The following is a 23,642-nucleotide window of genomic DNA, read 5'->3' on the forward strand; positions in this document are numbered from 1 at the left end:
CGCCTCAGGCGTCGGGATGCCAGCGGATCACCCGCCAGACGTAGAAGGCGACGATCCCCACCACAACGGCGGTCGAGACCGGGTTGATCCAGGTGCTGACGGCCTCGTAGCCGCCTTCGAGCCAGTAGCCGGCCAAGGCCAGGCCGCCTGACCAGATGAAGCTGCCAAGCGCGGTATAGGCCAGGAAGTGCCCGGTCGGCATCCGCGCCAGCCCCGCCGGGACCGAGATCAGGGTGCGGATCGTGGGCAGGAAGCGGCCGAAGAACACCGCGGCAGCGCCGTGGCGGGCAAACCAGCCCTGCGCGCGCTCCAGTTCAGACGGCGTCAGCGTCAGCCAGCGGCCGTGGCGTTCGACCAGCCGGCGCAGGCGGTCGGGACCATAGGCGCGCGCCAGGGCGAACCAGAACCACGCGCCCAGGGTGGAGCCGATGCCGCCGGCCAGCACCGCCAGCCACAGGGAGGTGCCGCCGCGCGCCGCATTGAAGCCCGCCAGCGGCATGATCAGTTCCGACGGAATCGGCGGGAAGACGTTTTCCAGCAGCATCAGGGCGGCGATGGCCAAAGCCCCGCCACCCTGCAGAAGACCGGTGATCCAGTCGAACAAGGGTCAGCCCTTCTTGAGGATGCGGTTGCCCAGCAGTTCCGCGATCTGCACCGCGTTCAGCGCCGCGCCCTTGCGCAGGTTGTCGCTGACGCACCACAGGTTCAGGCCGTTTTCGACGGTGGAATCCTGGCGGATGCGGCTGATGAAGGTGGCGTATTCGCCCACGCATTCGACCGGCGTCGTGTAGCCGCCGGGCTCGCGCTTGTCGATGACCAGGATGCCGGGGGCCTCACGCAGGATGTCGCGGGCCTCGTCCTCGTCCAGGAAATCCTCGAATTCGATGTTGATGGCTTCCGAATGGCCGACGAAGACCGGGACGCGCACGCAGGTTGCGGTGACCTTGATCGAGGGGTCGATGATCTTCTTGGTCTCGACCACCATCTTCCATTCCTCCTTGGTCGTGCCGTCTTCCATGAAGACGTCGATCTGGGGAATCACGTTGAAGGCGATCTGCTTCTGGAACTTCTTGGGGTCCTTTTCCTGACCCGGGACATACATGCCCTTGGTCTGGTCCCACAGCTCGTCCATGCCATCCTTGCCGGCACCGCTGACCGACTGATAGGTCGAGACGACCACCCGCTTGATGCGGGCGCGGTCGTGCAGGGGCTTCAGTGCCACCACCATCTGCGCGGTCGAGCAGTTGGGGTTGGCGATGATCATCTTGTTCTTGTAGCCCTCGATCGCGTCGGGGTTCACCTCGGGCACGATCAGCGGGATCTGCGGGTCGTAGCGATAGAGCGAGGAGTTGTCGATCACCACGCAGCCGGACTGGGCCGCGCGCGGGGCGTGGATCTTGGTCGCGTCCGAGCCGATGGCGAAAAGGGCGATGTCCCATCCGGTGAAATCGAACTGTTCGATATCCTGGATCTTCAGGGTCTTGTCGCCAAAGCTGACCTCGGTTCCCTGGCTGCGGCGCGAGGCCAGGACGGCGATCTCGTCCACGGGGAACTGGCGCTCGGCCAGGATGTTCAGCATTTCGCGGCCCACATTTCCCGTGGCGCCAGCGACGACGACTTTGTAACCCATTTCGGGGGAGCTCCTTTTCCTGCGGTCGGGGGCGTTTACCGCAAACGGTCGCTTATTGAAAGGGTCTTGGGCGCGCGCCCGCCGCGCGGGCGGGCGGGCGTTGCTGTGGATCCGGGCGCAATGGCGGCGGGCGTCAGCCTCGGCGGGGCCCTGCAAATGCTGGAAAAAACGCCGGCACGGGGCGGGCACGGAGGCGGCACCGGATGTGCACCGAGTGTACACCGCTTGCGCGCGGTGGCGTTGCGCGAGGGGGGAGGGGGGATCAGCGGACCAGGGTCAGGCGGCGGTCGTGGCGCAGCAGATCCTCGACCCAGGCGGCCTCGGCGGCGAAATCATGGGGCACCTGGGCCGCGTCGCGCCGTCCCGAGAGGCTGAGGCTGGCGAAGAAGTCGAAGCCGTAGAGGGTCAGCCCCGCCAGCGGCGCGCGCAGCAGCAGGTCGATCATCATGGCACCGGTGGTGGGCGGCGCGGCCAGCCGGCCCATCAGCGCCTGATAATCCTGAAGCGGGTGCAGGTAGAAGCCGGGGCTGCTGGCGCTGGTCCAGTCGAGGCGCTTGCGCTTGGGCGACATCCACAGGATGCGGTCGGGCGACAGGCGGGCGCGATCGGCATCGGGCAGGCGGGTGGCCAGCGCCAGCCAGTCGGTGCGGCGCCCGTGGCTGCGCGGGTCGGGCAGGGGCGCGCGGTTGATGCGGATGACCAGGTCGGCGGCGTCGATCGCCGCGCCGTGACCGGTCGTGGCCAGCGCGCGGGCATTGCCGACAAGCGCCACCTGCCGCCCGGAGAGGTCGGCCAGAAGCTGCGCCTGCGGGACCGAGAGGCGGCGCAGAGGATGCTCGGACCGGACCAGGCGGGCGGCGGCAAAGCGCAGGCGGTCCGGGATCAGGGCCGGGATCAGGGCCGGGGTCATGGCCGGTCCAGGAGGTCGCGATAGACCTGCACCAGGGCGCGGGCCTCGCCCTCGATGGCATGGTTTTGCGCCACATGGGCGCGGGCGGCCTGGCCGGCGGCGGCGCGGCCCCTGTCATCGTCCAGCCAGCGCGCCAGCGCGGCGGTCAGCGCGGGCGCGTCGTCGCGCGGCACCAGGCTGCCGGTCTCGCCGTCGCGGATCAGGGTCTCGTAGGCGCCGACGCGGGCGGCGACGGTGGGGACGGCGCAGGCCGCGGCCTCCAGCGGTGTCAGGCCGAAGCCCTCCCACCGGGCGGGGGCGGCGAAGAGGTCCAGCGCCTGGTAGTGCCGGACCAGCTGGTCCCAAGGGAGCTCGCCCAGAAAGCGGATGCGATCTGAAAGCCCGGCGGCCGCGATCCGGGCCTGAAGGTCATCGGCAAAGGCACGGTTGTCGGGGGTGATGCGGCCGGTGAAGAGGATCTGGACCCGCGGGCGGTCGGGCAGCAGGTCGAGCCCCGCCTGCACCAGCAGGTCGACCCCCTTTTGCGCGCGGACCCGGCCGAAGCAGCCGACCAGCACCGCGTCGGGATCGAGCCCCAGGCGAGCGCGCAGGGCGGCGCGGTCGGGGGCGGGCTGGAAGATGTCGGTATCGACGCCGTGCAGGATGACGGTGGCGGGGCGTTCGAGGTAGCTGGCCGCCTGGGGCGAGGTCGCCACCAGCGCGTCCTGTTGGCGGATCAGCCAGCGGGTGAAGCCGGTGTGGCGGCGCTGGGCGGCCGAGGTGAAGAGCAGGCGGTATTTCCGGCGCAGCACCCGGCGCAGGATCAGGCCCAGGGCCATCTCGGTGTTGCGGCGCGCGTGCCAGACCCGCCAGCGGTCGCGGGGCAGGGTGGCGGCGCGGGCCAGCGGGAGATGCGGCACCTGGGGCGGCAGGCCGGGGCCGGTGGCGGCGATGTCGATCATCCGCGCCTGCACCGGGATCAGCCGCACCACCGTCGCCGTCACCCCCGAGAGGCGGCGTTTCAGGTTCGGCGCGACGACCAGCGGCGCGTCAGTCATGGTGGGGTTCAGTCATGCGCGTTTCAGTCATGCCGGGCCTCGGGCGTCAGGAAATAGAGCAGAAACCCGATCACCAGCGGGACCAGGAAGAACAGCCACAGCATAGCGAAGGCCTGCGCCGGGGGGTAGGCCGCCTGGGCGGTGGCATAGACCGGGCGGGAGGCGAACTGCATCACACCCACCCCGCCGATCGAGAACATGTTGAGGAAGGTGACCCCGCGTCCCACAAGATGCGGGGGCAGGAAGGACCGCCCATGCGCCATCAGCAGTGGATAGGCCGAGCCGAAGAACCCCAGGATCACCAGAAGCAGCGTGACCATCGCGATGGGCAGCGCGGGTTGGAGCCACATCACCGCCATGACCGCGATCATCACGGCGGAAAAGACCAGCACGGCGCGGCGGACGCTGCCGATGAGGCGGGCGGCGGGGCCGACGGCAAAGCTGCCCGCGACCATGGCGAGGCCCATGGCCAGCGTCACCCGGCCGATCTGGGTCGCGTCGGCGCCATGCACCTTTTCCAGCCAGGGCGCCGCCCAGAGGCCGCGGATGCCGGCGGTTACCGCGTAGTTCACCGCGAACAGCGGCAGGATGAACCACAGCGCGCGCAGGCGCAGGATCTGGCCCAGCGAGCCCTGGGGGTGGTCCTGTCCCAGCCGGGCCGGGTCGCGCACGAAGGTCATGATCAGCCCCGCCACCAGCAGCGTCAGCGCCGCCAGCCCCCAGAGCGTCGGGCGCCAGCCGAAGGTCTGGATCACCGTCACCAGGGGCGCGGCACCCAGGATGTTGCCCAGCGAGCCGAAGCCCACCAGCATCCCCGCCAGCGTCCCGAAGACCGCCTGCGGATATTCGCGCGCGAAGATGAAATAGGGGCCCATCAGCGCAGGCGAGCAGCCGATGCCCAGAAGCGCCATCGCGACATGCAGGTGCCAGGGCGCCTGGGCCAGGGCGAAGACCGCAGCACCTCCGCCGCCGCCCAGGGCCAGCAGCAGCGCCACCGTCAGGCGCGGCCCGTGCCGGTCCAGCGCCGCGCCCACCGGCAGCTGCAGCGCCGCGAAGGCGATGAACCACAGCCCCGAGGACAGCGCGAGGTCGCCCGGCGTGGCGCCGATCTGGCGTTCCAGCACGGGGGCCAGCACCGCAAGAAAGGCGCGATAGAACTGGCTGAGCATGTAGCCCAGCACCAGGCTGACAAGCCCCGCCGACACAACTGGCATGTGATCCTCCGTTCCCGGCAGCCAAGCTGCTTGAACGGCGCGGAACCTGCAAGGCGTGCAGGTTCGGGGCGGGGATCATTCGGCGGGGGGCGGTGCCGCGGGGTCGGGGGTTTCGGTGGCTTTCGGGGTGTCGGCAGGCGCCAGGCCCGGCGTCACCGGGCGGGTGCTGCCGCCCATCCCCTCCAGCCGGGCGATCAGTTCGTCGGACTGGGCGCCGATGCGGTCGCAATTGGCCGGATCCTCCAGCAGGCTGAAGGCGGGGCGGAAATATTCGCGGTCATAGGCGACGGGGTCCAGCCCCAGCCGTTCGATCAGCGCATCCGTGGTGCCGGTCATCAGCTGCCATTCCGGGTCGGTCACGTCCTGGTCGGGGCATTCCGAGGTGACGACGTTCATCTGCGCCAGTTCGCGCATCAGCGCCTGCGCCTGTGGTTCGGAGAGGGTCGAGACGTCGGGCAGCGGCACGACGAGCCGGTCCCCCGGCACCCCGTCCGCGGGCTGGGCCCAGGCGTTGACGGCCAGCAGGATCGCACCCGCGGCGACCGTTCCGATCATGATGACATCCCAGCTTTTCATCGCATCCCCCATCGCTCAGAGAGCGTGCAGGGTCGGCCAGCCGGGCGCGGGGTGCAAGGCAACAAGGCGTGATCCCGTCCGCGATCTTGACCCTTGGGCAGGGCGGGTCTAACCCGACCCTGCGCCGCGGCCCGCAGCAACCTGCCGCGCCTGAAGGAGGGTTCATGTCCGACCGTTATTCGCTTCTCATCCTGCCCGGCGACGGGATCGGCCCCGAGGTGATGGCCGAGGTCGTCAAGGTCATCGACTGGTTCCAGGCGAACCGGGGCATGCGTTTCGAGGTCAGCCACGACCTGGTCGGCGGCGCGGCCTATGACGCGCATGGCGTGCCCTTGGCGGACGAGACGATGGCCCGCGCCCAGGCGGTGGATGCGGTGCTGCTGGGTGCGGTCGGCGGCCCGAAATACGACGTTCTGGATTTCAGCGTGAAGCCGGAGCGCGGCCTTTTGCGCCTGCGCAAGGAGATGGACCTTTATGCCAACCTGCGCCCCGCGCAATGCTTTGACGCGCTGGCCGATTTTTCGTCGCTAAAGCGCGAGGTGGTGGCGGGCCTTGATATCCTGATCGTGCGCGAGCTGACCTCGGGCGTCTATTTCGGCACGCCGCGGGGCATTCATGTCGACGACAACAACCCCGAAAACGAGGGCGGGCGCGTCGGCATCAACACCCAGCGCTATACCAGCGGCGAGATCCGCCGCGTGGCGCGGTCGGCCTTTGAGCTGGCGCGGGCGCGCGGCAACAAGGTCTGCTCGATGGAAAAGGCCAATGTCATGGAATCGGGCATCCTGTGGCGCGAGGAGGTCCAGTGGGTGCATGACAACGAATATCCCGATGTCGAGCTGAGCCACATGTATGCCGACAACGGCGCCATGCAGCTGGTCCGCGCGCCGCGCCAGTTCGACGTGATCGTGACCGACAACCTGTTCGGCGACATCCTGTCGGATGCGGCGGCGATGCTGACCGGCAGCCTGGGGATGCTGCCTTCGGCCTCCCTGGGTGCGCCGATGGCCAATGGCCGCCCCAAGGCGCTTTACGAGCCCGTCCACGGCAGCGCCCCCGACATCGCGGGCCAGGGAAAGGCCAATCCGATCGCCTGCATCCTCAGCTTTGCCATGGCGCTGCGCTACAGCTTTGGCGAGGGCGAGGCCGCGGCGCAATTGGAGCGCGCGGTCGAGCAGGTGCTGACCGAGGGGGTGCGCACCGCCGACCTGATGGGCCCCGAGGGCGGCACGCCGGTCAGCACATCGCAGATGGGCGACCGCATCGTCGCGGCGCTGGCGTCGGCCTGATGGCCCTGCCGGGGAACGTGCGGGGGGCCCTGCTGCAGCTTGCGGCGATGGGCCTCTATGCGACGCATGACGTGGTGATCAAGTCGCTGGGCGCCACCTATCCGGCGCTGCAGATCCTGTTCTTTGCGTCGCTTCTGTCCTTTCCCCTGGTGTCGGTCGTCCTGATGCGCGACCCCCAGCCGGGCACGCTGCGGCCCAACAACATGGGCTGGGTCGCGCTGCGCACGGCCTGCGCGGTGGTGGCGGGGATGGCGGGCTTTTACGCCTTTTCGACCCTGCCGCTGACGCAGGTCTATGCGATCCTGTTCACCACGCCCCTGCTGATCACCATCCTGTCGATCCCGCTGCTGGGCGAAAAGGTCGGCCTGCACCGCTGGGCGGCGGTGGTGATCGGCCTGTCGGGGGTGCTGATCGTGCTGCGGCCGGGGGGGCAGGACCTGCAGCCCGGCCATGCGGCGGCCATGGCGGGCGCCGTGGCCAGCGCGCTGGCGGCCGTGATCATCCGCCGCCTGGGCCGGCGCGAGCGGCCGATGGTCCTGATGATGTGGCCGATGCTGGGCAATTTCGTGGCCACCGGTGCGGCGCTGTCGCTGGATTATCAGCCGATGGAGCTGCACCACCTGGCGCTGACCGGCGTCATCGCGGGCCTGGGCCTGGTGGCGGGTTTCCTGGTGATCCTGGCCTATCGCGCGGGCGAGGCCGCCATCGTGGCGCCGATGCAGTATTCGCAGATCCTGTGGGCGACCGGCTATGGCTGGTTCCTGTTCGGCGAGGTGATGGACCTGCCCACGCTGCTGGGTGCCAGCGTGATCATCGCCTCGGGGATCTACATCGTCTGGCGCGAAGGGCGCGGCGGCGTTTCGGCCAACCGTCCGGCCACCACCTCGCGGCTGCGCACGGAGGTGGTGACGGCCCCGAAATCGACGATCCTGCAAAGATTGTGGAGCCCGCGCCGCTGAGGGGGCTTGCATCCCCCCCGCCGCTGCGCTACGTGCCCGTCCTACGGTCGGAGCGTAGCGCAGCCTGGTAGCGCACCTGCTTCGGGAGCAGGGGGTCGGAGGTTCGAATCCTCTCGCTCCGACCAGTGATTTTGTGTTTCGTGGCAGATAGTTCTGCCTTTCTGTCAGGCTTTGTGCCTTTCAGGCTGACCGGCCTAACTGAAGCGGACAGTCAGGGGTCGGCGCAGCATCGACGCGAAGAGCCCATTGCAGTCATTCGTCCCTGCTGCAGCGAATGCAGATGCAGCAAGAGTGATCGACCCAAACCGGACCTTGGTCCGGGCAAGGCCAACTATGGTTTAGGGCGACGCTCATCCCATAGCAGTCATTCGTCATGTGAGGCAAAGGGTGCCGCTCTGCCGTTTCGGGTGGGAACAGCGAACTCTCTCCGCACTGCGTATCTATGTTGCGAACCTGACCAATGCCTTGCCATCGACATGGCGAGGTGGAGCTGGAGCACGGCACGGATGACGAGACGCGCGATATGGCGCAGAAGATCATCGACGCGCAAAAGGAAGATATTGCCGAGATGACGGCCATGCTGGACCGCATGGGCGTTGAAGTGCCGGAATAATAGGGTGGGCCCGCCTTGCGCGGGCCTGTTCTTTACAGAAGGGCTGAGACAGCCTCGCGTTCCTCCTCCAGTTCGGCGATGGTGCGGGCCATCATCTCGCGCTGGAAATCGGTAAAAGTCAGACCTTCGACGCGTTCGTATGTGCCGTTCGCACAGATGACCGGAACGCCGAACATCAGCCCCTCGGGGATACCGTATTCGCCGTTCGAGTGGACGCCCATCGACACCCATTTGCCCCCCGTGCCGTGAATCCAGCCATGCATGTGGTCGATGGCGGCATTTGCGGCGGACGCGGCCGAGGATGCGCCCCGCGCCTCGATGATTGCGGTGCCGCGCCGGGCCACGTTCGGGATTAGGGTGTCGCGATACCATGCGTCGTCGCCGATCATGTCGGGCAGTTTGCCGCCCTGCGCGGTGGCTTCGGTCCAATCCGCGAACATGGTGGGGGAATGGTTGCCCCAGACGGCCAGCCGGTCGATCTCGGCCACGGCGACGCCCGCCTTCGTGGCCAGCTGCGTCAGCGCGCGATTGTGGTCAAGCCGGATCATCGAGGTGACGTTCTCGTTCGGGAAGTCGGGCGCGTTGGCGGCAAGGATCATCGCGTTGGTGTTCGCGGGGTTGCCGACGACCACGACCTTCGCGTCACGCTTGGCGGTCTCGTTCAGCGCTCGGCCTTGGGCGCGGAAGATCTCGGCATTGGCCGACAGCAGATCGCGCCGCTCCATCCCCTTGCCACGCGGGCGCGAGCCGACGAAGAACGCCGCATCCGCATCGCGGAAGGCCGTCGCCGGATCGTCGGTCACCATGGTCTCGACCAGCAGCGGAAAGGCGCAATCCTCCAGCTCCATCACCACGCCGCGCACGGCATCCTGCGCCTGCGGCAGGTCCAGCAGTTGCAGGATTACCGGCTGGTCGGGGCCATAGACGTCGCCCTTGGCGATGCGGAACAGCAGGGCATAGCAGATCTGGCCGGCGGCGCCGGTGACGGCGATGCGTTTGGGGGTAGATGTGGTCACGGTGTCCTCCTAAAGGTTGCGGGAATAGGTAGGCCCGCGGAAGACAACCGTCCAACGCATCGTTCCGCTTGGATCAATCGCCTTGTTCGATGAATGACGCGGCACCCTCGCGGAATGCGGCCAACCCGCCTTGCGCCGGATGGCGGACATAGGTGGCGGAAACGCCCAAGCCCTGCGCCGCGCGTTCGGCCACGCGCCCGATACAGAGGATGCGCGACGGGCGTTTCCACGCGATCAGCGCATGCAGGGCGGGCATGTTGGCGGCAATCTCGGCCACGGTCGGCGGGCGGGTGCGGCCATCGGCATGATGAGGATGCTGCATGACGGCGTTCCAGAACAGCGGCGGCGGGTCCGACACGGCGGCCCAGATCGCACAGGCGGTCGGCCCGTCGGGCAGCGCATAGCGGGTCGGCTGAATCAATGGCAGGCCGAGGCGGTGCAGCGCCTCCTCGCCGCAGAACGGGATGCCGGTGCGCCGCGCACCGCGTCGTGCCATCGCCTCGCCCAGCCACAGCGGCGCGCCCTTCGGCATCGCCTCCAGATAGACGCGCAGGTTGCAGCGGCGAATTTCAGGGGCACCCGCAGCCTCCACCGCCGGATCATGGTCGCGGTAAGGGTTGAACAGCCGGTCGGTGGACGCAATCGCCATCAGGGCGCGCAGCACCTCATCCAAGGGCGCGGTCCAGAAACGCTTGGGCGGCTCGGCTCACATGGCGGCCGGTGGGACGCACGGCGTTGAAATGGCGCGGCGGGATGGGGAACGCGATCTCGAACAACCGACCCGCTGCCAAGGATGCCTCTATCACCACGCGCGACAGGGCGGAGACGCCAGTGCCCGCCTCGACCGCCGCACGGACAGCCTCGTTCGAGGGAAGCTCCATCCCCACGCGCGGCACGATCCCCGCCGCCGCCAGCGCCTGTTCCAGAATGGCGCGCGTGCCAGAGCCCTGTTCGCGCAGGATCCACGTCGCCGCTGCCAGATCGGTCACGGGCTTCGCCGCCACCACGACCAGCCGGTCCGTTGCGGCGGGGATCAGGGTGAACGCGGGCGAGGTCACCTCATCCTCGACAAAGCCCAGATCGGCCTCACCCTCGGCCACCGCCTGGCACGCGTCATGGGTGTTCAGGATGCGCAGAGTCAACGCGATCCCCGGATGGGCGGCCTGGAAGGTCTGCATGACCTTCGGCAGCCAGTAATTCGCGACCGTCTGGCTGGCCACCAGCCGCAACCGCCCATGATGCAATCCCATCGAGGCCGCAAGGAACCCCGCCGCATCCTCGGCCCGCGCCACCACCGCCCGCGCCTCGGGCAGGAAGCTGCGGCCCAGATCGGTCAGCACGATGCCGCGCCCCACGCGGTCGAACAGGCGCACGTCGTGGCGTTCCTCAAGTGCTGCGATGGCGGCGCTGGTGGCGGACTGGGTCAGGTTCAGCGCGCGGGCGGCCTCGGTCACATGCTGACGTTCGGCCACGGCGATGAAGATGCGAAGCTGTTCCAGCGTCATGCGGCAGCCCCCAGATGCGACAAGGCGAAGGCCACGAGGAACCCGAGCGTGACCAGAAGGCCAGTCTCGCCGCGTTCGCCCTCCACCGCCTCGGGGATCATGGTGTCGGCGATCATGGTCAGCAGGGCGCCGGCGGCCAGCGCATTCACCGCCGCCAGCAGATAGGGCGGCGCATCCCCCAAGGCCGCTGCACCGATCAGCGCCGCGGCGCCGGAACACAGCACGATCGCCGCCCACAGGCCGAACACATACCCCGCGCCGCGCCCCGCAGCCTTCATCCCAACTGCGCTGGACAGACCTTCGGGAAAGTTCGACAGGACGATCGCCGCGAACATGGCGATGCTGACGCCGCCGCCGTCCAGCATGCCCACCCCCAGCACGACCGATTCCGGTATCCCGTCCAGAAACGCCCCCGCCGCGATGGCCAACCCGCCGCCCTGTGCCGCCTGCCGCTGCTGTTTTCCCGACCGCTTGCGATGGTGCCCGCCATTCCGCGATATCAGCGCGTTGGCCACCGTATACAGCACCGACCCCGCCACGGCCCCCAGCAACACCGGCCAGATGCCCGCCTTGCCGAATCCGTCCAGGATCAGGTCATAGCTGACGGCCGAGATCAGGACACCGCAGCCGAACGCCATGAACCCCGTCGTCACCCGTTTGGGAAACGGCGCAAACCATGCCAGCGCCACGCCGATCAGCAGAGACGATGCGCCCGCCAGCCCCCACAATCCCGCCTGCATCCAGATCGCCATCATCGTCCCATCGTCTAATCCGATCATTCGGACAAGTTTAATCCGTTGGATCGGTTGCGCCAGCCCCACTATCTTCATACCCAAGGAGATACCCCATGACCTTCGAGAAAATGCGGGCCGTATCGCTCGGCCTCCAACCGCTCAGCCGCCTCGACAGCCCGCGCGAGGTGGTGCGCCAGTTCACCCCGAACTGGTTCGCCGCCACCATGGGCACCGGCATCCTGTCCATCGCGCTGGCGCAAACCCCGTTCCGCGCGGTGGGCGAGGCGCTGTGGATCCTAAACATCGGCCTTTTCGCGCTGTTCAGCGTGCTTTACGCGGCGCGGTGGGTGTTCTTCTTCGACGGGGCGCGCCGCGTCTTCGGCCATTCGGTCGTGTCGATGTTCTTCGGCTGCATCCCGATGGGGCTGGCCACGATCATCAACGGCCTGCTGATCTATCGCGGCGCGGTGGGGCTGGCGGAAACGCTGTGGTGGATCGACGTCGCGATGGCCGCAGCCTGTGGCATCGCCATCCCCTATCTGATGTTCACCCGCCAAAGCCATTCCATCGACCAGATGACCGCCGTATGGCTTCTGCCCATGGTCGCGGCCGAGGTGGCGGCAGTGACGGGCGGGCTGCTGGCCCCGCATGTCGGGAACGGCCTGACAGTGCTGTGGGTGTCTTATACCCTCTGGGCGCTGTCGCTGCCCATCGCGATGAGCGTGCTGGTGGTGCTGGTCCTGCGCCTTGCGATCCACAAACTGCCGCATGCGTCGATGGCGGCCTCGGCCTGGCTGGCGCTTGGCCCCATCGGCACCGGCGCGCTTGGCCTGATGACCCTGGGCGAGGCTGCGCCCGCCATCTTCGCCGCGCACGGGCTGGACGCCTATGTTGGCGCCGCGCAGGGCGTCGGTCTGATCGGCGGGATGATCCTGTGGGGCTACGGCCTGTGGTGGTTCGCGATGGCCGCCCTGATCACCGGGCGCTACCTGCGCGAGGGGCTGCCGTTCAACCTCGGCTGGTGGGGCTATACCTTTCCCATCGGGGTGTTCGCGGTGGCAACGCTGAAGCTGGGCACGCTGATGCCCATCGGCTCGATCCACGTCTTCGGCCTGATGCTGGTGGCCCTGCTGGCCGTGATCTGGGCCATCGTAGCCACTCGCACCGTGCGCGGGGCGTGGCAGGGTGATCTGTTCGTCGCCCCTTGCCTGAAGGAGGATTGAGATGATCGCCACACGTCGCACCGTTCCGGCGGGTGCTGCCGCCCTGATGCTGTCAGCATGAGACTGCAAAACAAAAAATCATAAGCCGCAAATGATGCTTCGCATCCCTTGCGGCTTATCCACCGAATGCTAGGCAAAGCATTTCCTTCAGTTGGTTGAAGGCTCTGCTTATGCCAGTTCACCAAAGCGGACGCTCACGGGGTCAGGATAGATCGACACAATGCGGGACGGTGCGGAGCGGACGGTCAGGGATAGACACCCGTGAAGTGGCTCTGATAACGCGGCGCGCAAAAGGAGGCGGTGGACACGCCAACCTCTTTTCATGCTAGGCTCAAAAGTAAGATCAAAACCTTTGGGAGGAGGCTCAGTGATGATGGGTGATTTCAAGATAGGCCGTCGAAGCCTGCTGGCCGGAAGTGGTGCCATCTTGTCCGTGATGGCCAGCGGTGTCCGTGTGCAAGCTCAGGAAAGTGTGACGGCCCTGCCTGACTATGTCAGTTGGAAAGACGCCGATGCACTGATCGTGCACTCCAACAGCACGATCGAGATGGAGCGGTCTGCGTTTGGAACCTCTGCGTTTACGCCTGAGGACAGGCTGTATGTCCGCAACAATGTGGCACCGCCTCCTGCTTCCATTCTTGACGATCGCGATGCATGGGAAGTCAGCATCGACGGCGTGGCAGAGCCTCGGAGCCTGACGCTGGCCGAACTGAAGACAATGGGGATCACGACTGTTGCCATGGTCCTGCAATGCTCCGGGAACGGTCGTGCCTATTTTGAGCACGAGCCGTCCGGCACACCTTGGCAGGTTGGTGCTGCTGGCTGCGTCATGTGGACGGGTGTGCCCTTGAGAGTCGTGGTTGACGCTCTGGGGGGAGTTGCGGAGGGGATGGAATACGTGACCGGCACGGGTGGAGAGACGCTTCCCGAAGGACTTGATCCGCTGACATTGCTCGTCGAGCGGTCGGTGCCCCTGGATGCGCTCGATGATATCTTGCTGGCGTGGGAGCTGAATGGGGAGCCGATTTCCCTGGCCCATGGCGGTCCGCTGCGCATGGTCGTCCCCGGGTTTACGGGCGTCAACAGCGTGAAATACGTCACCAAGGTCGCCATGACCGCGGAGCAGTCGCCAGCGCTGATCCAGCAGACGCGCTATCGGTTGCAGCCTGTGGGTGAAGAAGGCGGCCCGGACCATCCGTCGGTCTGGCAGATGTCGGTCAAATCCTGGATCACCGGCCCGTTGGATGCGACCCAGGCTGGTCGCGTTCAGGTCACGGGTGTGGCGTTCGGCGGAACAACCAACGTCGCATCAGTCGAAGTATCTGCGGATGATGGCCAGACGTGGAGCACAGCAGAGTTCATCGGACCTGATCTCGGGAAATTTGCGTGGCGTCCCTTTGTGGCACAGATGGATCTGCAGCCCGGCACGTATCGGCTGGTCAGCCGAGCCACGGATGCGGACGGAAACCAGCAGCCTGAGCAGACTGAGCCCAACGACCCCGGATACAATCATAATGGGTGGCGCGCGCCCGGCATCGAAATCGAAGTGGCATGACACACGCGGCTGGCGGTTCGTGCCGGACACCCCTCAGATCAACGGAAAACACATGAACAAGACACTGAGTGCCGCGGCCATTTTGCTTTCATCCTTGTCAGGTATGGCTGTAGCTGAAACAGACTCTGCCCGGATCGACATGGGCAAGGCACTTTTCACACAAGGGGCAGAGCCGTCCTGCTCGATCTGCCATACCCTGGCCGATGCCGAGACAATGGGAGAGATCGGGCCGAACCTCGACACCATGCGTCCCGATTATGACCGCGTCATGCGGGCGTTGGTGAACGGCGTCGGACCGATGACGCCGTATGATAGCCTGACGGACGAGGAGTTGGACGCTCTGTCCCACTATGTCGCAAGCGCGACCAAGGCAGACAACGTCGAGCCCTGAGATGATCGATGGCTCTTCTCCACGACGGAACTGAACGAAAAACCCCCCGCTTGCAGGCGGGGGGTTACGTTTGGCGTCTTGCTCATTCCATCGCCGTTCAAGCCGGGACTTCAGGCTGACGATGAGGGTTCGCATTCAATCGCATTGCGTTGGACAGATCTCCGGTCAGGTCAAACCTCATGCTTTAGAGATGCTGGATCGTGGACCCCTTCAGCGGGTCCAGCCTTCGGTTTCCATCAGCGCCTGCGCCTCGTCCGTAACCAGAAAGTCCAGAAAGGCCTGCGCCTCCGGGTCAGCATCCGGCGCGATGGCGACGTTCAGGTCGCGCCAGATCGCGCGGTCCTCGGACAGCGATACGGCCTCGATAACGTCGGGATTGCGCGCGGTCCAGTCCGGCCAGGTGATCCAGGCATCCGCGTCCATATCGGTGAACGCCTTGAAGCTGGCGCCCGACCCGTGCTCGAACGCCACAATGTTGCGGCGCATGCCCACAACATCGTCCAGGTTGCCCGTTCGCCCTGCGATATCCTCCCAAACTCCGGTGCCCGATGTGTTGCCGACGCCGGCGCCCTCGGTCACGACGATCTTGACGCCGTCGGCCAGAAGATCGTCGAAGCCGGTGATGCCCTTGGGGTTGCCGGCCTTCACCGCGATGATGGCGGGACGCAGGTAGATCGGCTGAACCTGATCGGACGAGAACGAGGTGTAGGTTTCCAGAAACGCCGTCATCGACTGCTCGGACGTCCCCCAGATGATGTCGGCATCGGCCTGCGCCTGATCGGACCATGTGGGTTCCGGTCCGAAGGTGATTGCAACCTCGGTGCCCGTTTCGGCCTGCCAGACATCGGCGACCTTCTGCAGCGCGCTATGCGGCCCGCCCGCACCATAAAGACGCACAACGCCGTCGCCAGCTTCACGCGCGATCGCGGGCGCATCCGTGGCTGCGTCCTGGGCAAGGGCGGGGGTGGTCAGGGACAGGCTCATGGCCAGAAGGGATATCATTTTCATCAAGGCACTCCGGTCGAACAGGATCGCGTCGGCCTGATGCCGACGCCATGTGACGTCTAGAACGCTGCAGCTGGCGTAAACGCCCAACGGCTTCGCCGTTTTCTGCCATTTCTACGTCACTCTTGCGTGTGGGGCACGGCTGACGCGTGATAAATGCTGACTAGTCAATTCGATCAAAAGGTCAGCGCTGACGCTGGCGCGCAGGAACGCATCCGCTGCGCAGCTGACATCGCCCTGTGTCGACGTAACGCCTGAGAGCCGGCGTGCCAGCAGCGCGAAAAGGCCATCGTCGCCGAATTCGTAGCGGCGTTCGAGTAGGTGTGTGTGAGTGGCCGCGCTTTGATAAGAATATGGGATGACGAGCGGCTGCTTCCGGACTCTAGACCTGTAAATATCAGGAATCTTTAGCGGCGGCTTTCCGCCCAGCACGTCGCTGATGCTGCAATTGCGAACGGTCTTAGCGTAGGCGCACTCAATGGCCGAAAGGTCCCGCATAGCTGCCGCTTGCCCCTCTCCGCCATGGGTCTGCTATGCGCCCCCTAGGGGCATTCGAGTTCAAGTGCGCAGGCAGCTGCTATGGTGAGACAGTAGAGGACCTGCTGATAGTACAACACGGTCCTGGCTAGGGCTGGTATTCCCAAGGATTGATAACTTCGATACCCATCGCCTGAAAGGGTGCAGTGTCGCGGGTTGCGATGCTGGCAACCTTCTGTGCCGCAACAATGGCCCCGATCTGACCATCGGCATGACCTATGGTTACGCCACGCTCTCGGGCTCTTGAGACGCGCATCGCATAGAACAGCGAAGCCGTTCCGTCATAGGGAAGGATACGGCCGGCGAAATCATCCTGCAGCATCGCCTCAATTGTGCCGATAAGTCGCGTCTTCCGCTCACCGGTGGGCAAGATGAACGCACCGAACAGCAGTTCTTCTGCCGTGATGGCGGTCACGTAAAGATTGCCCGGCTCCTGTGCGTCAAGCCAAGCCATGACGGTTGGGTCAGGAACTGGCCGCTGGACCTCCGACAGCACATTAGTGTCCAGGATGATCATGAGAAGTCGGCAGCTTCGCCCGCAGTCTTGTCACGAGGTTGGCTCAACTCGTCACCGATCACGCCCATGCTCTGGAACCGCGATCGCAGCTGCTGTCCAAAGCCGCCCGTGTGCCGGGCGACATAAGAGTTGACCAGGATCGCACGTGCCTCTGCTTCGATGCTTCGCCGGTTGCTCGACGCCTGCTCCCGAAGATGATTGTGAACCTCGTCAGGGAGGTTTCGGATCATCATGTTTCCCATGGCAGTCCCGCCTCTGATAGCATTTCGAACGATATGATATCATCAAGCAGGATGATGTCAAAATGATATTGATGATATCACCGGCTTCGCGTGTCCATCAAACGGACGTTTTGCGGACTTTCGCCAAAGCTGTCCAGGAACATGCCGGATGACGTGTATTTGGACATCTTGATTTCTGGATGAGTTTGTGGACATTTTCGAGTAGCTGAGGGCACGAACGGCCCTGCTTAAGGAAAACAGATGTCACTCATAGGGTACGCGCGTGTCTCGACCTCTGAGCAGGACCTTGCTCTTCAGCTTGACGCGCTGAAGGCCGCTGGCGCGACGCGGATTTTCGAGGACAAGGGGATGTCTGGCGCTAAAGCGGAACGGGTTGGGCTGAACGCGGCAATTTCCTTCCTCCGGGAGGGTGACACGCTTGTGGTCTGGAAGCTGGACCGGCTTGGCCGGTCGATGACCCATCTGCTGCAAACGGTGACGGAACTTGAAAGCAGGGGAGTAGGCTTCCGGTCCCTTACCGAGACAATCGATACCACCACCCCAACCGGGCGGCTCGTGTTCCACATCTTCGGGGCTCTTGGTCAGTTTGAGCGTGACCTGATCCGCGAGCGCACTGGCGCAGGACTGAAAGCTGCCGCGGCAAGAGGCCGTAAAGGGGGACGGCCCATTGCCGTTACACCAGAAAAGGTAGCTCGCGCCCGTCAACTGATTGCGTCTGGCCTCAACGTGCGTGAGGCTGCCGCGCGGATGAAGGTTAGTAAGTCTGCCCTCTATACTGCTTTGAAAAGCATCCCAGTTTCGCCAGTGTAGGACGTCAAAATCGCTAACTGCCAGGTGGGTCAGGCAGCGCAGTAGAATCCTCCCGTCAGTAGTAGGGACTTATATATCGGGCGGTGAGATCTGCCTTTCAGGCCCCGCCTGCGAGCGTTCAGAACACGGTAACCTGTGTTCCGATTTCAGCGACCTCGAAGAGTCGAGCCACATGCTCGTTGTAAAGTCCGTAACAACCGGATGAAGATTTCCGGCCGATCTTGCGGGTGTCATGGGTGCCGTGAACAAGGTAGGCAGGCCAAGCTAGGTACAGGCCGTACTGTCCCAACGGGTTCTCGGGAGCCCCGCCCTCCACGCGCTGCGGCAGGCTCGGGTCTTTTTCACGCATGCTCGGTGTGGGAGTCCAAGGTGGGTGCTTCATTTTCCTGACAACCTCAGTCTGCCCGCGGCGCGTCAGGTCCTCGGTCATCGGAATGGAGCAGGGAAAAATGAAATGCACGCTCTCATCGGCCGACCAGTAATGCACAGCGCGGGACGTCACATCGGCGAGAATAACTCCCTTTCCGATGGCCGAATAGAAATCTCGCCAATGGCGTGCCCGGAAAGATGAAAGATTGCGCTGTGGGCCACTGGCCACGGCGGTCTGGGTCATGTTGGGCGTTCCCGGTGCCGGCTGATTGTAGGGCCCTAGGTCCTGTCCAAAAGCAGAAGTGCCCGGAAGGATGACGCTTGCTGTGAAAAACCCCTGCAAGAAGGTTCTGCGATCACCATAATGATGGTTCTTGGACATGCTCCTGCCTCGATTTCATATTTGTTCATGTCTTTTGTGCAGTCGTACCCGAGCATCAGCTATGGACCAAATTGCTCCGGAACATTTTCAGTCGCATCAGACGATTTGCAACAGGCCCGATCTCCTGCCTAGCCAAGCCTGCAAAGAGATAACAAGGACACAGCTCGGCGGAAATTTGACCCGGATGGGTCAACCGTAGATCATCACCGGCGTTCCAAGCTGAAGCATGGCGTAGACGTCCTCAATTTCCTGGTCTGTGAGCGCAAGGCAACCGGCAGTCCAGTCCCGGTTCTTGGGTGCGAAGACATTCCCTTCCGGCCCCCGGCCATGGAACATGATGTCTCCCCCTGCCTTTCGGCCGAACTGTGCGGCATAGGCCTTGTCCTGAGCGTTCGGGTAGGAAATGCCGACCGACAGGTGATAGCGGCTGCGTGGATTGAAGCGGTCAACGAAATACAGACCTTCAGGGGTCTTTCCGTCCCCTTCGAATTGCTTCGGCCCGATTGGTTGGTTGCCCAGCCCGAAATCATAGGACTTCAGCACGGTCGTGCCGCTGATGAGGTGCATTCTGCGCTGGCTTTTATAGACCACCACTTGTGTCACGGGTGGTCCGAAATAGCGTTTGAACTCCGGCGTCGGTCTGGTTGCGGCTTGGGTGCTCACACCGGATGAACCGGATCGTCCGCAGGCTGCCAAGGCTGCAATCATGGCCAGTGAGGCATGGCGGCGGGTGAAGTGGGACATTGACGAGGATTCCTGCAGAAGGCGTTCGCGTGATTTATGCAGCGGGATAGCTGTTGAAGATTTCACTGCTGCCATCCTTGCGGATCAGCAAGACGTCATAAGCGACGCGCCGGCTTTCGGGCCCCATGCCCGGACTTCCAAGGGGCATTCCCGGAACAGTGACTCCCAAAGCGTCCGGACGCTCCTGCAACAGCTTGCGGATATCAGCGACCGGAACATGCCCTTCCAGGAAATAGCCCTCGATCGATCCGGTATGGCAGGACGCCAGTTCGACAGGCACACCGAGATCGATCTTGTGCTGCATGAGGAGCACGCCGAAGCGTTCCTCACTGGTCACTTGAAAGCCATTCTCCCGCAGGTAGTTCGTCCACTGCTTGCAGCACTCGCAGCCGCTTCCTTCGACCACATGGATCGTTCCCGCTGTCTGCGACAGTCCCAAAGTCGGCAATGCACTTGCGGCAGCGGCCAAAAGCACGAAACGCCGTGTCAACTCCATCATGATCTGCCCCTCATTCCAGCACTTGCCGGTTTCTTGTTTGCCAACCACTGCAACCTCAAGCAGCTAGAGGTTCAAGAGATAATTTTGAAGTTCACGGGCTTGTCAGGCGCTTCGGTCTTAAGGCAGATATGGTTGAGCAAGTGGATGCGCGCGTCAAACTTGCCGGCTGCTCATTGCAGCAGCCAAAAGTTTCTCAAGTCTCTCTCATGATCATGACCAGCGTGAATCGTTCAATCCCACCTGCAGCAGGAATTGGGTAGAAACCGTTCTCGACCATGCCCTTACGCCGCCTAACACAAGATTTATCCGTTCAAACTTGTGGTTTCTCGCAATGTTAGACACACAGGACCGTAGTCCGCCCCAGAAGTAACCGCGAGAGAACAATGCTGACACGTCGCCATTTCATCCTGACAACCAGTGTGCTGTTCTCTCCGGCAATTGCTTCGCGTGGCTTCGCAAGCTCGTGGCCGAGTGAAGCTCAGATGGCTTCCTGGGATGCGGAGATCACTCCACCAGCCTATGATCCGGCAACCTCAAATCCTTGGGGTCTGCATCCTAGGTTCCTGCCGCAGCGTGTTGAAGCCAATGACGGTTTGACGCCGGGGGACATTCACGTCGATGCGGTGGCGCGTTATCTTTATCATATCCAAAATGATGGTACGGCGATGCGCTACGGAGTGGCCATCGGGCGCGGAGATCTTTATGAACCAGGAACCTATACGGTCCGGCGCAAAGCGAAGTGGCCACATTGGACCCCCACTGCGAATATGATCGCTCGCGAACCGGAGACTTATGCACAATACGCTGACGGTATGGAGCCCGGGCCTATGAACGCACTCGGTTCACGGGCGCTTTATCTCTATGTAGGGGACCGTGATACGTATCTGCGCATCCATGGGACGCCATATCCCACCTCAATCGGAAGTCGAGCAAGTTCGGGATGCGTCCGAATGGTGATGGCCCACGTCAACGATCTTTACAGCCAGGTTGAAACCGGTGTCAGTGCGACTCTTTATCCGGGAGAGTAGCAGATTTCACGGCAGCAAAATCAATCCCAGCAACCAGAACCATTTTCTACACGAAGAAACGTAGCGGGTAATATCCGGAAATTGATGGGGCGTAGGTCCCCCTCAGAGAACCTTTCAACCGCTTGCGAGGCAAATGGGGCCTCCTCGCCGCGATAGAAGCGGCAGAAGCGTCGTTTCCACTGGACCGACATGCTCATACCAATAGCAGTTATCCTCTGTCTGGAGGCGAGCGGTCGCAACATTTTGATGCGGAGCGGCCAATGCGACCACTTCCTCTGGAAGTTTCTGCGGCTCCGCAACGGCATCAGCCGACATTGCAGAGCATCCTCCGAGGAGAGAGATCGCGAGCATAATCACCAATGGTTTTGCTTTCATCTGTAAGCTCGGAACCATGATCTTGCCTTCTGGAAATGACTTAACATCAGCTATTGCAAATAGCAGGCAGGTACAAGCCAGCTGCCGGAGTAGTCTCCGCAAGGATCGAGTTGAGGTCCATTCACCCCAATGCCTGGCGAATACCTGGTGATCCCTGCGAACCTGCGCGTTGCAACTCAGGTGTCCTCAATGCAACATCGACGATATCGGCTTCCGGATGATTAAGCCGACCACCGAACTTGATCCATGACATCCTATGGGACCTCCTCCGGCCGGCCTCATCTGCGGCTGCAATTAGCCTCTGTTCTCTGTCGTCGTGCGGATGAAGAACCCGGTGGCGACCCTTGCCGCCGCAAGCATCAACAGGTCACCTGTCTTGATCTCCGTGGCCTCCGATGCCAGCGATTTCTCGGTTGGGTCCGTCGGCTGGCCATCGACACGAACTTCGTAGTGAAGGTTCGGCCCGCTCACGAGGCCCGTCGCACCGACATCGCCAATAGTATCATTAGCGCTCACTTGGGTGCCCCTTTTTATGCCGGGGGCAAAGCGGGACAAATGTGCATAGCGAGTCACGACGCCGCCGCCATGGTCTATATCGATTGTCCGGCCATATCCCCGCATACCTCCTGCAAAAATCACCGTGCCCGCACCGGTTGCCCTGACAGGCGTGCCAATCTTTGCGGCGTAATCTACTCCGGTATGCATTCGCTCGACGCCAAGAACCGGGTGCTTTCGCTTGCCAAAGACCGAAGATAGACGTGCACCGATGACGGGTCTGGCGGAATGTTGCACCCGCGTGCCGTCCTTGAACAGAATGGCTGGTTCGTCCGGGGGACCTGCTACCATTTCATAAGTATGCCCACTCAACTCCAGCCGGGCATAAGACAGCTGGGGTTCTCCCATAATTGTCCCGTCAGGTAGGGCAGTTTCCTGCCAAATCAGCGCCACGCGTTCTCCACCTTTCAGGTCACGGCGGAAATCAACCTGTCCCGCCAGGAGCGCAGCAAGATCGACGGCAAAGCTCTCAGGCGCCTCACGTTCTGCGAGCGCATCATAAAGCGAACTAACGAGCATGAAAGACTCGCGGCGATTGCGTATCTGTATCTGAGTGTCGACCAAGGCAGCCTCAAGAGGTTTGCTGAAGTCGAGGACAATGTCGGTCCCGTTCTTGACCAACAATGACAGGTGGTCCAGGCGGGCAGGATCATCTTCCGACACGCGCCATCTCAGCACTTGGCCTGGGATCAAGGTTGACAGATCGAAGACACCCGAGATTGCCAGTGCCGCCTCGTTTCGCGTTTCCGCGGCTATTCCCGCACGAGACAGGATCGCGTCCAGCGTATCGCCCTCCACCACTTCGTGCTGCGAGAGATTGGTTGCTGGTCCCGCTTCTGGTGCGGGTTCGCTCAGTGTTTCGGCATGTAACGGCGCGGTCACGGCAACAGCGCCGACAAGAAGCAGGATTCGCAAGATCATCGAATTTCATTCCGTAAGATGTATGTTAGCCTCGCTCCGGCTCCAGGAAAGGCCAGTAAGCCGCTGCATTTGGGTTCATGGCATCATGAATCGTCCGAGATAGATTCCAACAAATGTCCCCATCAATCCGAAGGCGATTGCGTGAGCGAGGGCATACTGGATCATGTCCATTCTGTTCCCACCAAGCTGGCGTACGCGATCCAACCCGCGCCATACGCCCAGAATAGCTCCTAGGAGCGTCAGCATCGGACTGCTTGGTGTCCAAAAGATATCATTCCTGTGCCCTGCTTGTTGCGACTGTTGCGCGCCTTCTGAAACCTCAAGCAGCTAGAGGTTCAAGTTGATTATTATCGGGTTCACCAATTTGTCAGTCGTTCGAGCCGATGAAAGACGAAAAGCCAATCCAGCGCATCCAGTGGGTGTCAAGCTTCTCGATTGAAGAGTCGGCGTGTGTGCGGTAGATGCGACTAGCATCGGATGTACGGTCTCCCTCAGTGAATGGCATCCTCGGTCACATGGTCAGTGATGCAGAGTGAGTGATCGCCCAGCACTTCGATCACTCGGCAGTCGGCAATTCTGTTTCCGTCGCATTGCACCACCATGCGCTCAAGCTCAGCTTTTAGTGCCGCCAGCCGCGCAAGACGGCTTTCGACCTCAATCAGCTGAGCCCGAGCAATGGCATCCGCTGCTGAGCAAGGCTGATCGGGATTATCCGACAAGCTGAGCAGATCCCTAATGGCCTCAAGTGAGAATCCAAGCTCCCGCGCATGCCGGATGAACGCCAACCGCTCCAGAGCTTTCCGGTCGTACAGGCGCTGGTTGCCTGCACTGCGCTCCGCTTCGGGCAGCAGGCCGATCTGCTCGTAATAACGGATCGTCGGGACTTTCACTCCGGTTGATACGCTGAGTTTGCCGATGGTCAGCATCAAATCCCTCTTGAAGCTATAGCAGCTAGAGACATTAAGAATACGAATCAGAAAAGACAACTGCCGTGTCCTGGCGGAGG

General features: G+C 63.3%; 27 protein-coding genes and 1 tRNA gene. 9 read left to right on the forward strand and 19 right to left on the reverse strand.

The window, feature by feature from the left end; translation table 11 throughout:
• Window positions 1-4: 4 nt before the first annotated feature.
• From ACNR9W_RS00610 to ACNR9W_RS00635, 6 genes are all read right to left on the reverse strand, one after another.
• Window positions 5-604: a DedA family protein gene (locus tag ACNR9W_RS00610; protein ID WP_419268648.1), complete on the reverse strand. Its 600-nt coding sequence runs from the start codon at window positions 602-604 to the stop codon at window positions 5-7.
• Between the two features lie 3 nt (window positions 605-607).
• The gene (locus ACNR9W_RS00615) at window positions 608-1,630 is read right to left on the reverse strand and encodes an aspartate-semialdehyde dehydrogenase (protein ID WP_419268649.1); all 1,023 of its coding nucleotides are present in this window, start codon (window positions 1,628-1,630) and stop codon (window positions 608-610) included.
• 262 nt (window positions 1,631-1,892) lie between these two features.
• A complete protein-coding gene (locus ACNR9W_RS00620) occupies window positions 1,893-2,540 on the reverse strand; it encodes a glycosyltransferase family 29 protein (protein ID WP_419268650.1) in 648 nt (215 codons plus the stop codon).
• Window positions 2,537-3,577, reverse strand: coding sequence for a glycosyltransferase family 4 protein (locus ACNR9W_RS00625; RefSeq protein ID WP_419268651.1), 1,041 nt, complete (start codon window positions 3,575-3,577; stop codon window positions 2,537-2,539). Before ACNR9W_RS00625 ends, ACNR9W_RS00620 begins: the two co-directional genes overlap by 4 nt.
• 23 nt (window positions 3,578-3,600) lie before the next feature.
• Entirely contained in the window at window positions 3,601-4,791 is a 1,191-nt protein-coding gene (locus ACNR9W_RS00630; RefSeq protein ID WP_419268652.1) for an MFS transporter, read from the reverse strand.
• Window positions 4,792-4,866: 75 nt separating this feature from the next.
• Window positions 4,867-5,367 carry a hypothetical protein gene (locus ACNR9W_RS00635; RefSeq protein ID WP_419268653.1) on the reverse strand — a complete coding sequence of 167 codons (501 nt, stop codon included), beginning with the start codon at window positions 5,365-5,367 and terminating at the stop codon, window positions 4,867-4,869.
• Between the two features lie 164 nt (window positions 5,368-5,531).
• Here ACNR9W_RS00635 and leuB point away from each other — a divergent pair, with 164 nt between their 5' ends.
• From leuB to ACNR9W_RS00655, 4 genes are all read left to right on the forward strand, one after another.
• A complete protein-coding gene (leuB, locus tag ACNR9W_RS00640) occupies window positions 5,532-6,656 on the forward strand; it encodes a 3-isopropylmalate dehydrogenase (RefSeq protein ID WP_419268654.1) in 1,125 nt (374 codons plus the stop codon).
• The gene (locus ACNR9W_RS00645) at window positions 6,656-7,615 is read left to right on the forward strand and encodes a DMT family transporter (protein WP_419268655.1); all 960 of its coding nucleotides are present in this window, start codon (window positions 6,656-6,658) and stop codon (window positions 7,613-7,615) included. Before leuB ends, ACNR9W_RS00645 begins: the two co-directional genes overlap by 1 nt.
• A 48-nt stretch (window positions 7,616-7,663) precedes the next feature.
• Window positions 7,664-7,740, forward strand: a tRNA-Pro gene (locus ACNR9W_RS00650).
• 335 nt (window positions 7,741-8,075) lie between these two features.
• Window positions 8,076-8,228 carry a DUF305 domain-containing protein gene (locus tag ACNR9W_RS00655; RefSeq protein ID WP_111560149.1) on the forward strand — a complete coding sequence of 51 codons (153 nt, stop codon included), beginning with the start codon at window positions 8,076-8,078 and terminating at the stop codon, window positions 8,226-8,228.
• Window positions 8,229-8,260: 32 nt separating this feature from the next.
• On the opposite strand, the gene ACNR9W_RS00660 is transcribed toward ACNR9W_RS00655, so the two are convergent.
• From ACNR9W_RS00660 to ACNR9W_RS00675, 4 genes are all read right to left on the reverse strand, one after another.
• Entirely contained in the window at window positions 8,261-9,244 is a 984-nt protein-coding gene (locus ACNR9W_RS00660) for a malate dehydrogenase (RefSeq protein WP_111560150.1), read from the reverse strand.
• A 73-nt stretch (window positions 9,245-9,317) separates the two neighbouring features.
• Entirely contained in the window at window positions 9,318-9,893 is a 576-nt protein-coding gene (locus ACNR9W_RS00665; RefSeq protein WP_111560153.1) for a uracil-DNA glycosylase family protein, read from the reverse strand.
• A gap of 16 nt (window positions 9,894-9,909) precedes the next feature.
• The gene (locus ACNR9W_RS00670) at window positions 9,910-10,749 is read right to left on the reverse strand and encodes a LysR family transcriptional regulator (protein ID WP_111560151.1); all 840 of its coding nucleotides are present in this window, start codon (window positions 10,747-10,749) and stop codon (window positions 9,910-9,912) included.
• Complete coding sequence (locus ACNR9W_RS00675; protein ID WP_419268656.1) at window positions 10,746-11,528, reverse strand: ZIP family metal transporter; 783 nt, start codon at window positions 11,526-11,528, stop codon at window positions 10,746-10,748. The genes ACNR9W_RS00670 and ACNR9W_RS00675 overlap by 4 nt, the downstream gene beginning before the upstream one ends.
• Before the next feature lie 68 nt (window positions 11,529-11,596).
• Here ACNR9W_RS00675 and ACNR9W_RS00680 point away from each other — a divergent pair, with 68 nt between their 5' ends.
• From ACNR9W_RS00680 to sorU, 3 genes are all read left to right on the forward strand, one after another.
• Complete coding sequence (locus ACNR9W_RS00680; RefSeq protein ID WP_111560152.1) at window positions 11,597-12,706, forward strand: TDT family transporter; 1,110 nt, start codon at window positions 11,597-11,599, stop codon at window positions 12,704-12,706.
• 370 nt (window positions 12,707-13,076) lie between these two features.
• A complete protein-coding gene (gene sorT, locus ACNR9W_RS00685; protein ID WP_042250312.1) occupies window positions 13,077-14,261 on the forward strand; it encodes a SorT family sulfite dehydrogenase catalytic subunit in 1,185 nt (394 codons plus the stop codon).
• Window positions 14,262-14,313: 52 nt separating this feature from the next.
• Complete coding sequence (gene sorU / locus ACNR9W_RS00690; protein WP_042250314.1) at window positions 14,314-14,652, forward strand: SorU family sulfite dehydrogenase c-type cytochrome subunit; 339 nt, start codon at window positions 14,314-14,316, stop codon at window positions 14,650-14,652.
• Between the two features lie 210 nt (window positions 14,653-14,862).
• Here the strand turns inward: sorU and ACNR9W_RS00695 are convergent, their stop codons facing one another.
• The 3 genes from ACNR9W_RS00695 to ACNR9W_RS00705 all read right to left on the reverse strand — a co-directional run bounded on the left by ACNR9W_RS00695 (window position 14,863) and on the right by ACNR9W_RS00705 (window position 16,953).
• Window positions 14,863-15,660: a substrate-binding domain-containing protein gene (locus tag ACNR9W_RS00695; RefSeq protein ID WP_042250316.1), complete on the reverse strand. Its 798-nt coding sequence runs from the start codon at window positions 15,658-15,660 to the stop codon at window positions 14,863-14,865.
• Window positions 15,661-16,282: 622 nt separating this feature from the next.
• Window positions 16,283-16,711: a type II toxin-antitoxin system VapC family toxin gene (locus tag ACNR9W_RS00700; RefSeq protein WP_265501246.1), complete on the reverse strand. Its 429-nt coding sequence runs from the start codon at window positions 16,709-16,711 to the stop codon at window positions 16,283-16,285.
• Window positions 16,708-16,953, reverse strand: coding sequence for a FitA-like ribbon-helix-helix domain-containing protein (locus tag ACNR9W_RS00705; RefSeq protein ID WP_265501247.1), 246 nt, complete (start codon window positions 16,951-16,953; stop codon window positions 16,708-16,710). The genes ACNR9W_RS00700 and ACNR9W_RS00705 overlap by 4 nt, the downstream gene beginning before the upstream one ends.
• Before the next feature lie 240 nt (window positions 16,954-17,193).
• Between ACNR9W_RS00705 and ACNR9W_RS00710 the strand changes: the two genes are divergently transcribed.
• Window positions 17,194-17,763 carry a recombinase family protein gene (locus ACNR9W_RS00710; protein ID WP_265501248.1) on the forward strand — a complete coding sequence of 190 codons (570 nt, stop codon included), beginning with the start codon at window positions 17,194-17,196 and terminating at the stop codon, window positions 17,761-17,763.
• A gap of 118 nt (window positions 17,764-17,881) precedes the next feature.
• Here ACNR9W_RS00710 and ACNR9W_RS00715 read toward each other — a convergent pair whose 3' ends face one another.
• From ACNR9W_RS00715 to ACNR9W_RS00725, 3 genes are all read right to left on the reverse strand, one after another.
• Window positions 17,882-18,514 carry a L,D-transpeptidase gene (locus tag ACNR9W_RS00715; RefSeq protein WP_419268657.1) on the reverse strand — a complete coding sequence of 211 codons (633 nt, stop codon included), beginning with the start codon at window positions 18,512-18,514 and terminating at the stop codon, window positions 17,882-17,884.
• 189 nt (window positions 18,515-18,703) lie between these two features.
• Window positions 18,704-19,258, reverse strand: coding sequence for a L,D-transpeptidase family protein (locus ACNR9W_RS00720; protein WP_265501306.1), 555 nt, complete (start codon window positions 19,256-19,258; stop codon window positions 18,704-18,706).
• A 34-nt stretch (window positions 19,259-19,292) separates the two neighbouring features.
• Entirely contained in the window at window positions 19,293-19,754 is a 462-nt protein-coding gene (locus tag ACNR9W_RS00725; RefSeq protein ID WP_265501307.1) for a DUF411 domain-containing protein, read from the reverse strand.
• Window positions 19,755-20,140: 386 nt separating this feature from the next.
• Here ACNR9W_RS00725 and ACNR9W_RS00730 point away from each other — a divergent pair, with 386 nt between their 5' ends.
• Window positions 20,141-20,785, forward strand: a complete 645-nt coding sequence (locus ACNR9W_RS00730; RefSeq protein WP_265501250.1) for a L,D-transpeptidase — start codon at window positions 20,141-20,143, stop codon at window positions 20,783-20,785.
• A gap of 496 nt (window positions 20,786-21,281) precedes the next feature.
• Here ACNR9W_RS00730 and ACNR9W_RS00735 read toward each other — a convergent pair whose 3' ends face one another.
• From ACNR9W_RS00735 to ACNR9W_RS00745, 3 genes are all read right to left on the reverse strand, one after another.
• Complete coding sequence (locus ACNR9W_RS00735) at window positions 21,282-21,413, reverse strand: hypothetical protein (RefSeq protein ID WP_265501252.1); 132 nt, start codon at window positions 21,411-21,413, stop codon at window positions 21,282-21,284.
• Between the two features lie 41 nt (window positions 21,414-21,454).
• Complete coding sequence (locus ACNR9W_RS00740) at window positions 21,455-22,636, reverse strand: M23 family metallopeptidase (RefSeq protein ID WP_265501253.1); 1,182 nt, start codon at window positions 22,634-22,636, stop codon at window positions 21,455-21,457.
• Window positions 22,637-23,127: 491 nt separating this feature from the next.
• Window positions 23,128-23,562 (reverse strand): MerR family transcriptional regulator, encoded by a 435-nt coding sequence (locus ACNR9W_RS00745; protein ID WP_265501308.1) that lies wholly within the window; start codon window positions 23,560-23,562, stop codon window positions 23,128-23,130.
• Window positions 23,563-23,642 lie beyond the last annotated feature (80 nt).

The organism is Paracoccus sp. T5 (genome assembly GCF_048538155.2).
Taxonomy (GTDB): Bacteria; Pseudomonadota; Alphaproteobacteria; order Rhodobacterales; family Rhodobacteraceae; genus Paracoccus.